This window comes from Micromonospora sp. USAFONa4 (assembly GCF_057197825.1).
Map to the genome: position 1 here is coordinate 3,734,237 of NZ_CM170072.1, position 14,310 is coordinate 3,748,546.

Consider the following 14,310-nt stretch of genomic DNA (forward strand, 5'->3'; position numbering starts at 1 on the left):
CGAGCGAACCGTTCGGCTCAGCACCGGGGCGCGTCGCGTCGCCGCCGAGCGGAGCGAGGTGGCGGCGTGAACGGCCCCTTCGACTTCGCCCTCGCCCTCGGCGACGACGCGCTCGTCGCGGCGCAGCGGCTTGCCGAGTGGACCACCCGCGCGCCCGAGATGGAGGAGGACATCGCGCTGGCCAACATCGCCCTAGACCAGCTCGGCGCGGCCCGGCTCCTGCTGTCGTACGCGGGCGAGGTGGAGGGCGCCGGCCGGGACGAGGACGCGCTGGCGTTCCTCCGCGACGACCGGGAGTTCCGCAACTGCCTGCTCGTGGAGCTGCCCAACGGCGACTTCGCGGTCACCATGGCGAAGCTGCTCTTCCTGGCGGCCTACCAGCTCCCGCTCTACACCGCGCTGGCCGGCTGCGCCGACGAGCGGCTGGCCGCGATCGGGGCCAAGGCCCGCAAGGAGTCGGCCTACCACCTCGACCACGCCTCGACGTGGGTACGGCGGCTCGGCGACGGCACCGAGGAGTCGCACCGGCGCATGCAGGCGGCGGTCGACCAGGTCTGGCCGTACGTGCACGAGCTGTTCGCCCCCGACCCGGCGGCGCCGGTCGACCCGGCCACCCTGCGGGCCGACTTCGACGCCACCGTCGGTGCCGTGCTCGACGAGGCCACCCTGACCCGGCCGGAGTCCGGCTGGGCGCCGGGCGGCGGGCGGGACGGCGTGCACACCGAGCACCTGTCCTTCCTGCTCGCCGAGATGCAGGTGCTGCACCGCGCCCACCCCGGGGCCAACTGGTGAGGGGACACCGGTGAGCGCGGGGAGGCACCGGTGACTCCGCGGGAGGCCGTGGCGGCGGTGGTGGACCCGGAGATCCGGGTGGTCACCATCGACGACCTCGGCATCCTGCGGGCGGTCGACGAGGACCCGGCGACCGGCCGGGTGGTCGTGACCATCACCCCCACCTACACCGGCTGCCCGGCGATGGACGTGATCCGCGCCGACATCCGGCGGGCGCTGGCCGCCGTCGGGCGTCCCGAGGCCGACGTGCGGACCGTCTACAGCCCGGCGTGGAGCACCGACTGGATCTCCGACGCCGGCCGGGCCAAGCTCGCCGCCGCCGGCATCGCCCCGCCGTCGCCCGTACGCGCCGACAACGTGGTGCCGCTGACCCTCGCCGTCCGCTGTCCGCGCTGCGGCTCGCCCGAGACCGAGCAGGTCAGCCGCTTCGGCTCGACCGCGTGCAAGGCGCTCTGGCGCTGCCGTTCCTGCCGTGAACCCTTCGACCACCTGAAGGCGCTGTGACTGTCACCATCACCCGCCCGGTCCGTCGCCGGCCGGTCTTCCACCCGCTGTCCGTCGCCGCCGTCGACCGGCTCACCGACGACGCCGTGGCGGTCACCTTCGCCGTGCCCGAGGAGCTGCGGGAGACGTTCGCGTTCTCCGCCGGCCAGCACCTCACCGTCCGTCGCCCCGGCGCCGCCGGTGAGGACGTGCGGCGGTCTTACTCCATCTGCTCCACGCCCGACGACCTGGCCCGGCACGGCCGGCTGCGGATCGGCGTGCGGGAGATCCCCGGCGGCGCGTTCTCCGCCTTCGCCTGCGGCGCGCTGCGCGGCGGCGACACGATCGAGGTGCTGCCGCCGCTCGGGCACTTCACCACGGCCCTCGCGCCGGACCGGGCCCGCCACTACGGCGCGGTGGTCGCCGGCTCGGGCATCACCCCGGTGCTCGCGCTGGTCGCGACGGCGCTCGCCGTCGAGCCGGCCAGCACGTTCACGCTGGTGTACGGCAACCGCACGGCGAACACGGTGATGTTCGCCGAGGAGCTGGCCGACCTGAAGGACCGGTGGCCCACCCGGCTGCACCTGGTGCACGTGCTCTCCCGGGAGCAGGGCGAGTCCCCGCTGCTCTCCGGCCGGATCGACGCCGACCGGCTGGGCCGGCTGCTGGACACCGTCGTTCCCGGCGACACCGTCGACGAGTGGTTCCTCTGTGGCCCGTACGACATGGTGGTGGACGCCCGGGAGGTGCTCGCCGCGCGCGGCGTGCCGGAGTCGGCGGTGCACACGGAGCTGTTCCACGTCGCCGAGGCCCCGGCCCCGCCGCGACGCCCGGCCGACGAGCCGGGGGGCGGCGCCGAGGTGACGATCCTGTTGGACGGCCGGTCGTCGCGCTTCACGATGCGGCGCGACGAGCGGGTGCTGGACGCGGCGCTGAAGGTGCGCGGCGAGCTGCCTTACGCCTGCAAGGGCGGGGTCTGCTCGACCTGCAAGGCCAAGGTGGTCGACGGCGCGGTCACGATGGCCCGCAACTACGCGCTGGAGCCGGACGAGGTGGCCGCCGGCTACGTCCTCACCTGCCAGTCCAGCCCGACGACCGACCGGCTCACCGTCGACTACGACGCCTGACCGGTCCGCCCGCCGCTCGGCGGGCGCAGCCGGGTCGGCGGGGCGGCGCAGGCACCGCGTCGCACCCGCCGACCCCCTGCGTGGGGTCAGCTCGGGGCCTTGACCTGGCCGTCGTAGGCGATGCTGCGCCACAGGTCGAACTGGCGGTCGTTGCCGACCAGCGGGTTGCCGGCCAGCGCGACGGCGGCGTGCACCTCCTCGTCGTTGCGGAGCTGGCGGAAGTAGCCGGGGCCGACGAGGGCGATGCCGCGGCCGGGTGACTGGATGAGCTTCATGTCGTTCTCCGTGAGGTCGAGGGGTGGGTTGCCGGCGAGCTGGCGCGCCACGTCGGCGCGCATCGAGGCCAGGTCGATGAACGACGGGTCGATCTTGCCGCTGGTGCTGGTCTCCCGGTGGCCCCGGGCGTGGCTGGCGTCGCGGCCGAGCCGCCGCAGCACGGCGGCGGTGGCGAGCACCGAGGCGCTGTACTGGGCGCCGGTCATGGCCTGGTTGACCCCGTTGTAGTCGATCTCCCAGCCGACCATCAGGGTGTTGCCGTCGCCGGCCGGGATGGGGCCGCTGCCGCGGCTGACGCCGGCGTGGTTGGCCCGCCCGCCGGAGATGACGTGGAAGACGCCGTGGTAGTCGACCAGGGCCTGGCAGAGCGGGCCGGGCAGGTCGGAGCGGCCGTTGATGCAGATGTTCAGGGCGGGGTGCGGGTTGCCGGCGCTGGAGGTGGCGGCGGTGTGGTGCCAGAGCACGCCGATCGGATCGAACGAGCTGCCGGAGACCCGGCCGAGCCAGTTGCCGTGCTCCACCACCGTGACGCCGGCGGCGCGGAGCACGTCGGCGAGCCAGGGGATGGTCGCCATCAGGTTGCCATCAGGTCGGCGAGGCGACGTAGGGGAGGACGGGTGGGGGAAGGCGCCTTCACGATCATCCACGAATGTTAATGGTTCGATCGGTGCGTCGGGAGGGCCCGATCGCGGCGGTCGAGCGGGGCGGTGCGGCGACCGTCCAACATCTATATTCCAGTCCGTCACCGGCAGGTGACGCGGCCGACCGGTGCGCCCGGGCGGACCGGCGGGTCGAGACGGCCGTGCCGGAGCGCGGGTGGCCGGCCGCCATGCCCGAGGAATGGAGTGTCGATGGATCAGCAGGTACGACGACGGCGAAGAGCCCTCGTCATCGGTGTCGCCGCCGCGTTGACGGCGGGTGCCGTCGCAGGTGCGCCGGCCCGGGCGGTAAGCGGGGGCAGCCCGGTCACGGACAGCGCGTACGCCTTCGCGGCGAAGGTCACCTTCGGTGCGATGGGCGCCTGCTCCGGGGCGCTGGTCGCGCCCCAGTGGGTGTTGACGGCCCATTCATGCCTTCCCCCCACCCCGGGCCCCCGCTCGACTGTGAGCGCGCCCGCCTGGCCCACCACGGTCACGGTGGGCCGGCTGGATCTGACCACGAACGACGGCCGGGTGCAGCGTGCCAATCTCGTGGTGTCGCACCCGGATCGGAACCTCGCGCTGCTCCGGCTCACGCTGCCGGTGGTCGGCGTCACCCCGGTCGCGCTCGCCACCGGGGCACCCGTGCCGGGCGAGACGTTGCAGGCGCTCGGCTTCGGTCGTACCGCCACCGTGTGGGTGCCCGACAAGCTGCACGGCGCGCCGGTCACGGTCGGCACCGTCTCGGCCACCTCGGTCGCGATCAGCAACGAGCAGGGTGGGCCGACCACCTGCAAGGGCGATGCCGGTGGGCCGGCGGTGCGGGTGGTGGACGGGCGTCCCGAGCTGGTTGCCGTGCACGCCGCCTCCTGGCAGGGTGGCTGTCTCGCCGAGACGGAGACCCGGCGGGACGCCATCGAGACCCGCACCGACGACCTGGCCGGCTGGATCCGCCAGAACACGCCCAACAACTGCAGTGCCGGTGGTGCGAGTCACGGCCCGGCAGACCAGGCAGGCGTGGTGATCCTGAGCGACTGGACCGGCGACTGCCGCACCGACGCGCTCGTCCAGCTCGCCGACGGCAGGCTGCGGGCGTACCGGTCGAGCGGGGACCTCTCGGGCACCGCCCCGCTCTTCCCGTCGCCCTACCGCTACGTGGGGACGAACTGGGGCGGGGCGAACCGGCCGCGGGCGCTCACCGGGGACTTCACCGGGGACGGCCGGGCGGACATCATCGCGCAGAGCGGCGACGGCACCCTGACCGCCTGGGAGTCGACCGGCGACCTCTCCGCCGACTACCAGCTCTTCGCCGGGGCGTCCGCGATCGTCGGCACCGCCTTCACCAGCGGCTCGATCCCCCGCCTGATCCCGGGCGACTTCAACGGCGACGGCCGTACCGACCTTCTCGGTCAGCTGCTCAACGGCACGCTGCGGGTCTGGACGTCGACGGGCGACCTGTCGGCCGACGCCCGGCTGTTCGCCGGGACGACGAGGGACGTCGGCACCGGTTTCACCACCACGGAGGTGCCGCGCATCCTGACCGGCGACTTCAACGGCGACGGGCGGACCGATCTGATCGCCCAGCACGCCGACGGCACCATGAAGGGCTACCCGTCCAGCGGGGATCTCTCCATGGACATGAGGCTCTTCCCGACGACTCTCGCGGCGAAGGTGGTCGGCACCGGTTGGCGGAGTTCCTCGATGCCTCGGATCCTGCCGGCCGACTTCGACGGTGACGGCACCACCGACCTGGTCGCCCAGCTCGCGGACGGACGGCTGCGGGCGTACCGGTCGTCCGGGGCGATGACCGGCGAGGGGCTGCTGTTCTCCGGGCCCTACCCGTACGTGGGCACGAACTGGGGCACGACGAACCGGCCCCGCGTCCTGGTCGGGGACCTCACCGGCGACGGCCGGGCCGACCTGATCGGCCAGGACTCCGCCGGCGTCATGCTCGGCTTCCAGTCGACCGGGGACCTGAGCGCCGACTTCAAGCTCTACGCCACCAGCGCCAGTGCCGTGGGCAGCGGCTGGACGTCCAGCAGCATCCCGCGCGTCTTCTGACCGGAGGGTGTGGCGTCGTCCGTCGTCGGACGGGCGGCGCCGCACCGCCGGCGCGGTGAACACCGTCACACCCGACGGGCCGCCGGGCGGGCTGTTCGGCGGCCATCGGCCGGCCGCCCGAGTGGGCGACGTAGGCTCGGGGGGTGAGTGTGAGCCGGGAGATCGACGACATCCTGCAGCGTGGCGCGGACGGCGGGCGGATCACGCCCGAGGAGGCCCTGCTGCTCTACACCGAGGCGCCGTTGCACGCCCTGGGCGAGGCCGCCGACGCGGTGCGCCGACGCCGCTACCCGGACAACGTCGTCACGTACCTGATCGACCGCAACATCAACTACACGAACGTCTGCGTGACGGCGTGCAAGTTCTGCGCGTTCTACCGGGCCCCCAAGCACAAGGAGGGCTGGACCCACCCGACCGAGGAGATCCTGCGCCGCTGCGGCGAGGCGGTCGAGCTGGGCGCCACCCAGGTCATGCTCCAGGGCGGGCACCACCCGGACTACGGCGTGGAGTACTACGAGGAGCTGTTCTCCTCGGTCAAGAAGGCGTACCCGCAGCTGGCGATCCACTCGATCGGCCCCAGCGAGATCCTGCACATGGCCAAGGTCTCCGGCGTCAGCCTCGACGAGGCCATCGCCCGAATCAAGGCGGCCGGGCTGGACTCGATCGCCGGCGCCGGCGCGGAGATGCTGCCCGCCCGCCCGCGCAAGGCCATCGCGCCGCTGAAGGAGTCGGGCGAGCGCTGGCTGGAGGTCATGGAGCTGGCGCACCGGCAGGGCGTCGAGTCGACCGCCACCATGATGATGGGCACCGGCGAGACCGCCGCCGAGCGGATCGAGCACCTGCGGATGATCCGCGACGTGCAGGACCGCACGAAGGGCTTCCGGGCGTTCATCCCCTGGACGTACCAGCCGGAGAACAACCACCTCAAGGGCCGTACGCAGGCCACCACCCTGGAGTACCTGCGGCTGGTCGCGGTGGCCCGGCTCTTCTTCGAGACGGTGCCGCACCTGCAGGCGTCCTGGCTGACCACCGGCAAGGACGTCGGGCAGCTCGCCCTGCACATGGGCGTGGACGACCTCGGCTCGATCATGCTGGAGGAGAACGTCATCTCCTCGGCCGGCGCGCGGCACCGCTCCAACCTGCACGAGCTGATCGGCATGATCCGCTCGGCGGACCGGATCCCCGCCCAGCGCGACACCCTCTACAACCGGCTGGCCGTGCACCGCACCCCGGCCGACGACCCGACCGACGAGCGGGTCGTCTCGCACTTCTCCTCGATCGCCATGCCGGGCGGCGGCGCCGGGAAGTCCCTGCCGCTGGTCGACGCCCGCTGAGGCAGGGCGCCCGCAGGCGCACCCGCACCACCGGCACCCCACCGTCGTCCGACGGTGGGGTGTCGTCGTACGTGGACCACTGCGTGGATCACGGGAATACGCAAAGTGACCATAAATGACTCGCCCGGCTGGCCGATCGGGTGAATTCCCGTGGGCCGTTGATCTCAATTAGATTGCCGTTCGGAGTCGGTGTCGGGGTGGCCGGGCCAGCAAGACATATCAATCCGGGCATTCCTTAAGTGATTCTTAGCCAGGCTGTTCAACGCGCCCGTTCCACGGGGTGGCGGGCGTGATCGCTTACCGCTAACGTCCCCGGCCGTACCTTTCCTTCACCCCAACGGGGGGAACTCTTCCATGATCTTCCGTAACCGTTCGCTGGCGCGTATCGGCGCCGGCGCGCTGCTCGCCTCCGGCGCGTTGACCGCCCTCGGTAGCCCGGCTCACGCCTCGGGCACGGAGACGGACCTCGCGATCGAGGTGGCTGGCACGCGGGTCGCCGCCAACGCGCAGGGCAAGTTCGCCTACGCCAAGGTGACCAACACCGGCAAGAACACCCCGAGCGAACTGTCCGTGCGGGTGGACGTGTCCAAGGTCGACTTCGACAAGGTCGCCGCCGTGCCGGCCGTCGAGGACGGCTGCGACATCGAGCTCGCCGGGGAGAAGCCGACCGCGTTCATCTGCCACGCGACGGAGAAGGGCCTGCCGGGCCCGGGTGAGACCACCGACCTGCCGATCGTCCTGTTCAGGTTCGAGGCCGAGGGCACGTACAAGGCCCCGCTCTCCTTCAAGCTCATCTCGAAGGACGACACCAACGCGGCGAACAACACCAAGACCGCCACGCTGGACTTCTCCGACGCCAGCGGGCCGGACCTCTCGGTCGTCGCCGAGGACGTCAAGCAGGCCGTGAAGATCGTCGACGGCAACCCGGTCTACTCCGGCGACCTGCACGCGGGCGGCCGCTCGGCGCTGACCTACTTCATCACCAACCAGGGTGACAAGGCCGCCGCCGGTCTGAAGATCAGCGTCAAGCTGCCCAAGGGCGTAACCCCGACCGAGGTGGAGCCGGGCTGCGAGTACGCGGCCGACAAGTCCACCTTCACCTGCACCTACGCCAACTTCGGCCTGATCCCGCAGGACGAGGACACCAACCCCGAGGACAAGCTCTACTCGGCCTACGGCTTCTACCACGTGTTCGACGTGGCGGCGGACGTGAAGCCGGGCGCCCTCAAGGGCGGTCTGGTCAGCGTCGAGCCGGTCGGGTCCGCGCCCAGCCGGATGCGGGCGGCCGCGGTCACCCTGCCGGAGAACGTCACCGGCCTGCGGGCGACCGACGTGGACGCCACCGACAACTCCGACGCGTACGCCGTGATCGTCGCGGCCAAGGGCGGCGCGGGCGGCGGCGGTGACGACGACGGCGGCCTGCCGGTCACCGGCGCGCAGACCACGCTGATCGGCGGCATCGGCGGCGCGGTGCTGATCGCGGGCGCGGCCATGTTCATGGTGGCGCGGCGGCGCCGGGTCGTCCTGGTGACCCCGGGCGACGAGAAGCCGACGGCCTGACGGTCGTCCTCCATCGACCCGCGAGGGTCGTTCACATAACGCACGGCAGCGGGGGCGGGATGGGTGACCATCCCGCCCCCGCTGTGCGTCGGACCGTCCGTCCGACCGGATCGGCCGGACGGATGAAACACGATCTCCCTGCTGGCGTGCCGCTTCGACCTTCGATAGCGTCCGGCCGGGTTCCGCAACCATCCGTTTCTTCCCTAACCCCCGGGGGACCGATGACCCTGTTCCATCGCTCGGCCCTGGCCCGCGCCGGTGCCGTGGCACTCCTCGCGGCGGGTGGCCTGACCACCGTCGCCGTTCCCGCCCAGGCCGCCGACGGGCCGGACCTCGCCCTGACCCCGATCAGCACCCAGCTCGCGAAGGGTGTCGACGCGGCCCGGAGCAAGCCGTTCAAGTTCACCGTCACCAACGCCGGCACGGCCACGGCCCAGGACGTCTCGTTGCGGGTCAACACCCAGCAGCTCAAGGAGAAGCGCGTCGGCTTCCTGGTGCCCGAGAACTGCCGCGCCATCGAGAGCCACCTCTACCAGTGCTCCCTCGGCGACCTGCCCGCCGGCACCAGCAAGGACTTCGGCGTCCCGCTGTTCAGCACGGGCGGCCGGGGCGACGGCGGCAAGCTGGTCGTCCACGTCGTCACCGCGACGCCCGGCGGCAAGGTCCGCGACAAGGTCGTCGTGCCGGTGACCGTGACGAAGCCCGGCTACGACCTCACCGCCTGGGCGCAGGACGTCCAGGCGGGCGTCGTGGTCAACGGCGCGGTGGCCGACGAGCCGGACCTCAGGCCGGTGCGCCGGGGCGAGACCGTCCCGCTGGACTGGGCGGTCTACAACGACGGCAGCCGGCCCGCGACCGGCGTCTTCTACGGCATCACCCTCCCGGCGGGTGTGAGCTTCGTGACGGTGCCGCAGGGCTGCGTCACGCAGGTGTTCCTGGGCAAGGAGCAGGCGTTCTGCGAGGACGCCGGCGCGACCATCCGCCGGGGGCAGTACTACACCGCCGACGTGACGGTGAAGGTCGGCGACGACGTGACCGAGCCGGTGCTGCGGGAGGGCGACCTCTTCGCGTACGGGCTGGACGTCGCCGAGGGCGAGCCGGAGGAGGAGCCGCGGATCGCCGGCCAGGCGCAGCGGAAGGCCTTCTCCGAGGCCGACATGGGCGACAACCACACGGTCTTCGAGGCCTTCGTCGACCTGTCGGCGCAGCCCACCCCGACCCCGACGCCGACCGGTGGGCCGACGCCCACCCCGACGGCGACCCCGACCGGCGTACCCACGGCGGCCCCGACCACCACCCCCGGTGGCGGTGGCGGCGGCGACGGCGGGCTGCCGGTGACCGGCGTGCAGGCCGGGCTGATCGGCGGCATCGGCGCGGCCGTGCTGCTGGCCGGCGGCGCGCTGCTGCTGCTCTCCCGGCGGCGCAGGGTCGTCCTGGTGGCGCCCGGCGACGAGAAGTCGACCGACTGACGTACGACGACGCGGGGGCGGGGTGGGCGACCATCCCGCCCCCGTGGCGTGTCCGGGTGGTGGTGCGGCCGACCCACCGGCCGCCCGCGCGGGCCGGACTGGCAGAGTGGAGGGGTGAGCCGTACCCCGCAGGGCCAGCGCGCCAACCTGGACAAGCAGCCGCACGAGGTCGCCGCGATGTTCGACGGCGTGGCGGCTCGTTACGACCTGACCAACACCGTCCTCTCCTTCGGGCAGGACCGGTTCTGGCGCCGGGCCACCCGGGCCGCGCTCGACCTGCGGCCGGGTGAGCGGGTGCTCGACGTGGGCGCCGGCACCGGCGTGTCCACCGAGGAACTGGCCCAGTCGGGCGCGTACGCGGTGGGCGTCGACCTGTCCCTCGGCATGCTGCGCGTCGGCAAGCGCACCCGTCCCCAGGTGCCGCTGCTGGCCGGGGACGCGTTGAAGCTGCCCTTCGCCGACGCCAGCTTCGACGCGGTGACCATCTCGTTCGCGCTGCGCAACGTGAACGACACCGACGCCGCCCTGCGGGAGCTGGCCCGGGTCACCAGGCCGGGCGGCCGGCTGGTGGTGTGCGAGTTCAGCACCCCGGTGAACCCTGCGTTCCGCACGGTCTACCTGTCGTACCTGATGCGTTCGCTGCCGAGCGTGGCCCGCACCGTCTCCAGCAACCCCGACGCGTACGTCTACCTGGCGGAGTCGATCCGGGCGTGGCCCGACCAGCCGGCCCTGGCCGCGCGGATCGGCGCGGCGGGCTGGGGCAGGGTGGCCTGGCGCAACCTGACCGGCGGGATCGCGGCGTTGCACCGCGCGGTCCGCGTCTAAGCCGATCCGGCACCCTTTCCGGCAAATATCCGTTTTTGCTCCACTTTGTTCCGTAAGCTCGCCCCCATGACGGGACGACACCGGGCGGTCGGCGCGGAGGCCACCGACGACGACGCGACCGAACTCATCGCCCAGCTCAAGGAGTTGGCCGGCGCGGATCCCGCCGACGTCCGTCAGGTCGTGGCCGAGGTGCTGGCCGCCCTCGACCGCGCCGCCGGCGGCGCGCTGCGCGAGCACCTGCCGGAGACGATCCGGCACGACGCCGGCCTCGATCCGGCCACCTCCGCCCGCCACTGAGGCCCGCCCCGGCGCCCCGCCTCCGACCTCGGCCGACGTGTCTCCGGCAAGTTAGGTACCCCTGGTCCGGCGTGGTCATGACGTCGGTCATAGACTCCCACCGTCTGGCTTGTGAAGCATTTCACGAGCATGCGGGAGGAGGCGCGGGATGGCCGCGGTGGAACATGACGCCGACGTGATCGTCGTGGGCGCCGGTCCCGGTGGGTCGGCTACCGCATACCACCTGGCTCGGCACGGCGTACGGGTGCTGCTGCTGGAGAAGACCGAGTTCCCCCGGGAGAAGGTCTGCGGCGACGGGCTGACCCCGCGCGCGGTGCGGCAGCTCATCCGGATGGGCGTGGACACCTCGCCCGAGGCGGGCTGGCTGCACAACCGGGGCCTGCGGGTCATCGGTGGCGGCGTCCGGCTGGAGCTGGACTGGCCCGACCTGGCGAGCTTCCCCAACTACGGCCTGGTGCGCACCCGGCTCGACTTCGACGACCTGCTCGCCCGGCGCGCCGTCGAGGCCGGCGCCGAGCTGCGCACCGGCGTGAACGTCACCGGCCCGGTGCTGGGCCCGGACGGCCGGGTCACCGGCGTCGAGGCGGAGGTCGGCCCGGGCAAGGAGCCCGCCACCTTCCACGCGCCGCTGGTCGTCGCGGCCGACGGGGTCTCCGGCCGCTTCCCGCTCGCCCTCGGGCTGGCCAAGCGCGAGGACCGGCCGATCGGCGTCGCCGTCCGGCGCTACTACCGCTCGCCCGCCAAGCACGACGACAACTACCTGGAGTCCTGGCTCGAACTGCGCAGCAAGGACAGCGGCGACAACCTGCTGCCCGGGTACGGCTGGATCTTCGGGCTGGGCGACGGCCGGGTCAACGTCGGCCTCGGGGTGCTCAACTCCTCGTCCGCGTTCGGCAAGACCAACTACCGCCGACTGCTCACCGACTGGCTGGCCAACACGCCCGCCGACTGGGGCATGACCGACGAGGCGAACGCGGAGGGGCCGATCCTCGGCGCCGCGCTCCCCATGGGCTTCAACCGGGTGCCGCACTACACCCGGGGCGTGATGCTGGTCGGCGACTCCGGCGGCATGGTCAACCCGTTCAACGGCGAGGGCATCGCGTACGCGATGGAGTCCGGCGAGCTGGCCGCGGAGGTCGCCGTGCAGGCGCTCGCGCGCCCGGCCGGCGCGGACCGGGAGCGTGCGCTGACGGCGTACTCGACGGAGCTGAAGCTCCGCTTCGGCGGCTACTACCGGCTCGGCGGCATCTTCGTGAAGCTCATCGGCCGCCCCGAGATCATGCGGATGGCCACGAAGCACGGGATGCCGCACCCGATGCTGATGCGCTTCGTGCTCAAGCTGCTGGCCAACCTGACCGACCCCCGCGACGGGGACGCGATGGACCGCGTCATCAACACGATGACGAGAGTGGCGCCGGCCGTGTAGCCCGAGGAAACGAGCCTGCGAGCGCCTGCGGTCGCGAACGAAGGCAGCCCCGTGTGACGGCGTCGTACACGGTCTGCGATGACCGCAGGTGCGCACAGGGGAGATCGACCCCCGCCGACGACCGTCGCGAGGGACGTGAATAGTGTGATTTTTGACAAGGACCAGGGCAGGGAAGGACGAGCAGGAGAAAACGATGTCGCTCTCGCCTTATGCACCGATCATCGGGCTGTTCGCCCTCGCTGCGGGGTTCGCGCTGTTCTCCGTGGCCGCTGCCCGCTTCGCCGGTCCCCGGCGCTACAACAAGGCCAAGCTCGAGGCGTACGAGTGCGGCATCGAGCCCAGCCCGCAGCCGGTCGGCGGCGGCCGGTTCCCGATCAAGTTCTACCTGACGGCGATGCTCTTCATCGTCTTCGACATCGAGATCATCTTCCTCTACCCCTGGGCGGTCTCGTTCGACGCCCTGCCGATCTTCGGCTTCGTGGAGATGGTCCTGTTCATCGTCGCGGTCTTCGTCGCCTACGCCTACGTGTGGCGTCGCGGCGGCCTGGACTGGGACTGAGGGAGGAACCTCAGATGGGTATCGAGGAGAAGCTTCCCGCCGGTGTCCTGCTCACCTCGGTGGAGAAGCTGGTCAACTGGTCGCGGAAGACGTCGGTCTGGGGGGCCACCTTCGGTCTGGCCTGCTGCGCGATCGAGATGATGGCCGCCGGTGGTCCGCACTACGACATGGGCCGCTGGGGCATGGAGGTCTTCCGGGCCTCGCCCCGGCAGGCCGACCTGATGATCGTGGCCGGCCGGGTGAGCCAGAAGATGGCCCCGGTGCTGCGCCAGATCTACGACCAGATGGCAGAGCCCCGCTGGGTCATCTCGATGGGCGTCTGCGCCAGCAGCGGCGGCATGTTCAACAACTACGCCATCGTGCAGGGCGTCGACCACATCGTCCCGGTCGACATGTACCTGCCCGGCTGCCCGCCCCGGCCCGAGATGCTCATCGACGCGGTCCTCAAGCTGCGCGAGAAGATCGGGCACGAGCCGCTCGGCCCGAACGGCCGCAAGATGCTCGAGGCGCGCAAGGCCCGCGGCGACGTCCCGGTCGTCCCCTACGGCTCGATGCCGTCGTCGTACCGCAGCGACAAGGCCCGGCGGGCCGAGTGGACCAAGGCGGTCCGTGAGGGTCGCGAGGAGCAGCTGCGGATCGAGAACTGGATGAAGGCCCAGAACCACCTGCAGCACGGGGGTGTCCAGAAGTGACCGCGCCTCAGGACAGGCAAGACGACGGCGGAGTGCCGGTTCCGGTCACGCCGGCCGGCGCCAGCACCACCGCACCCGCCGAGTACCCCCCGGCCAGCCCGGCCGGCCGGGGCATGTTCGGCAACCAGGGCTCCGGCGACGTGTCCGGCTTCGGTGGCCTCGTCCGCCAGCGCCGGACCATCGAGGACGCGCCCCGGCCGTACGGGGGCTACTTCGACGAGGTCCGCGACGCGCTGGAGGAGGCGTACCCGGACTTCGCCGACGCCGTCGAGAAGGTCGTGGTCGACCGGGGCGAGCTGACCCTGCACATCCGTCCGGAGCGGATCGCCGAGGTCTGCCAGGTGATGCGCGACGACATGGCGCTCCGCTTCGAGCTCTGCTCCTCGGTCTCCGGGGTCGACTACCTCGGCGCCGACGCCCGCCGCCTGCACGTCGTCTACCAGCTCACCTCGATGACCTACCGCCGCACGGTGCGGCTGGAGGCGGCGGTCTCCGCCGAGGACCCGCACCTGCCGAGCGTCACGTCGATCTACCCGACGGCGGACTGGCAGGAGCGCGAGGCGTACGACATGTTCGGCATCGTCTTCGACGGTCACCCCAACCTGACCCGGATCCTCATGCCGGACGACTGGGAGGGGCACCCGCAGCGCAAGGACTACCCGCTCGGCGGCGTACCCGTCGAGTACAAGGGCGCTGAGATCCCGCCGCCGGACCGGAGGAGGTCCTACCAGTGAGCGCGAGGAGTGAGCTTGCGAGCCCCGCAGTCGTGAA

At 72.1% G+C, this 14,310-nt stretch carries 14 protein-coding genes; 13 read left to right on the forward strand and 1 reads right to left on the reverse strand.

Annotated elements, in window-relative coordinates; genetic code table 11:
* Nucleotides 1-66 precede the first annotated feature (66 nt).
* The 3 genes from paaC to paaE are packed head-to-tail and all read left to right on the forward strand — an operon-like array spanning nucleotide 67 to nucleotide 2,402.
* Nucleotides 67-792, forward strand: coding sequence for a 1,2-phenylacetyl-CoA epoxidase subunit PaaC (gene paaC / locus AC0OO9_RS16480; protein WP_484511020.1), 726 nt, complete (start codon nucleotides 67-69; stop codon nucleotides 790-792).
* Between the two features lie 30 nt (nucleotides 793-822).
* Nucleotides 823-1,296 (forward strand): 1,2-phenylacetyl-CoA epoxidase subunit PaaD, encoded by a 474-nt coding sequence (gene paaD, locus AC0OO9_RS16485; protein ID WP_484511021.1) that lies wholly within the window; start codon nucleotides 823-825, stop codon nucleotides 1,294-1,296.
* Nucleotides 1,293-2,402, forward strand: a complete 1,110-nt coding sequence (paaE, locus tag AC0OO9_RS16490) for a 1,2-phenylacetyl-CoA epoxidase subunit PaaE (protein ID WP_132232136.1) — start codon at nucleotides 1,293-1,295, stop codon at nucleotides 2,400-2,402. Before paaD ends, paaE begins: the two co-directional genes overlap by 4 nt.
* Before the next feature lie 86 nt (nucleotides 2,403-2,488).
* On the opposite strand, the gene AC0OO9_RS16495 is transcribed toward paaE, so the two are convergent.
* On the reverse strand, nucleotides 2,489-3,253 hold the full coding sequence (locus tag AC0OO9_RS16495; protein WP_484511022.1) for a peptidoglycan recognition protein family protein: 765 nt from the start codon (nucleotides 3,251-3,253) through the stop codon (nucleotides 2,489-2,491).
* A gap of 276 nt (nucleotides 3,254-3,529) precedes the next feature.
* On the opposite strand from AC0OO9_RS16495, the gene AC0OO9_RS16500 reads away from it, so the two are divergent.
* From AC0OO9_RS16500 to AC0OO9_RS16545, 10 genes are all read left to right on the forward strand, one after another.
* Nucleotides 3,530-5,377: an FG-GAP-like repeat-containing protein gene (locus tag AC0OO9_RS16500; protein WP_484511023.1), complete on the forward strand. Its 1,848-nt coding sequence runs from the start codon at nucleotides 3,530-3,532 to the stop codon at nucleotides 5,375-5,377.
* A gap of 143 nt (nucleotides 5,378-5,520) precedes the next feature.
* On the forward strand, nucleotides 5,521-6,711 hold the full coding sequence (gene mqnC / locus AC0OO9_RS16505) for a cyclic dehypoxanthinyl futalosine synthase (protein ID WP_151456466.1): 1,191 nt from the start codon (nucleotides 5,521-5,523) through the stop codon (nucleotides 6,709-6,711).
* Nucleotides 6,712-7,065: 354 nt separating this feature from the next.
* Entirely contained in the window at nucleotides 7,066-8,271 is a 1,206-nt protein-coding gene (locus tag AC0OO9_RS16510; RefSeq protein ID WP_484511024.1) for an LPXTG cell wall anchor domain-containing protein, read from the forward strand.
* A gap of 221 nt (nucleotides 8,272-8,492) precedes the next feature.
* Nucleotides 8,493-9,740, forward strand: a complete 1,248-nt coding sequence (locus AC0OO9_RS16515; protein WP_484511025.1) for a COG1361 family protein — start codon at nucleotides 8,493-8,495, stop codon at nucleotides 9,738-9,740.
* Nucleotides 9,741-9,854: 114 nt separating this feature from the next.
* Nucleotides 9,855-10,565, forward strand: a complete 711-nt coding sequence (locus tag AC0OO9_RS16520) for a demethylmenaquinone methyltransferase (RefSeq protein WP_484511026.1) — start codon at nucleotides 9,855-9,857, stop codon at nucleotides 10,563-10,565.
* Between the two features lie 66 nt (nucleotides 10,566-10,631).
* Nucleotides 10,632-10,862 (forward strand): hypothetical protein, encoded by a 231-nt coding sequence (locus AC0OO9_RS16525; RefSeq protein ID WP_421456910.1) that lies wholly within the window; start codon nucleotides 10,632-10,634, stop codon nucleotides 10,860-10,862.
* A gap of 148 nt (nucleotides 10,863-11,010) precedes the next feature.
* A complete protein-coding gene (locus AC0OO9_RS16530; protein ID WP_132232124.1) occupies nucleotides 11,011-12,288 on the forward strand; it encodes a geranylgeranyl reductase family protein in 1,278 nt (425 codons plus the stop codon).
* A 193-nt stretch (nucleotides 12,289-12,481) separates the two neighbouring features.
* Nucleotides 12,482-12,847, forward strand: a complete 366-nt coding sequence (locus tag AC0OO9_RS16535; protein WP_111134310.1) for an NADH-quinone oxidoreductase subunit A — start codon at nucleotides 12,482-12,484, stop codon at nucleotides 12,845-12,847.
* A 14-nt stretch (nucleotides 12,848-12,861) separates the two neighbouring features.
* On the forward strand, nucleotides 12,862-13,539 hold the full coding sequence (locus AC0OO9_RS16540; protein WP_132232122.1) for a NuoB/complex I 20 kDa subunit family protein: 678 nt from the start codon (nucleotides 12,862-12,864) through the stop codon (nucleotides 13,537-13,539).
* The gene (locus AC0OO9_RS16545; protein WP_484511027.1) at nucleotides 13,536-14,273 is read left to right on the forward strand and encodes an NADH-quinone oxidoreductase subunit C; all 738 of its coding nucleotides are present in this window, start codon (nucleotides 13,536-13,538) and stop codon (nucleotides 14,271-14,273) included. The genes AC0OO9_RS16540 and AC0OO9_RS16545 overlap by 4 nt, the downstream gene beginning before the upstream one ends.
* Nucleotides 14,274-14,310 lie beyond the last annotated feature (37 nt).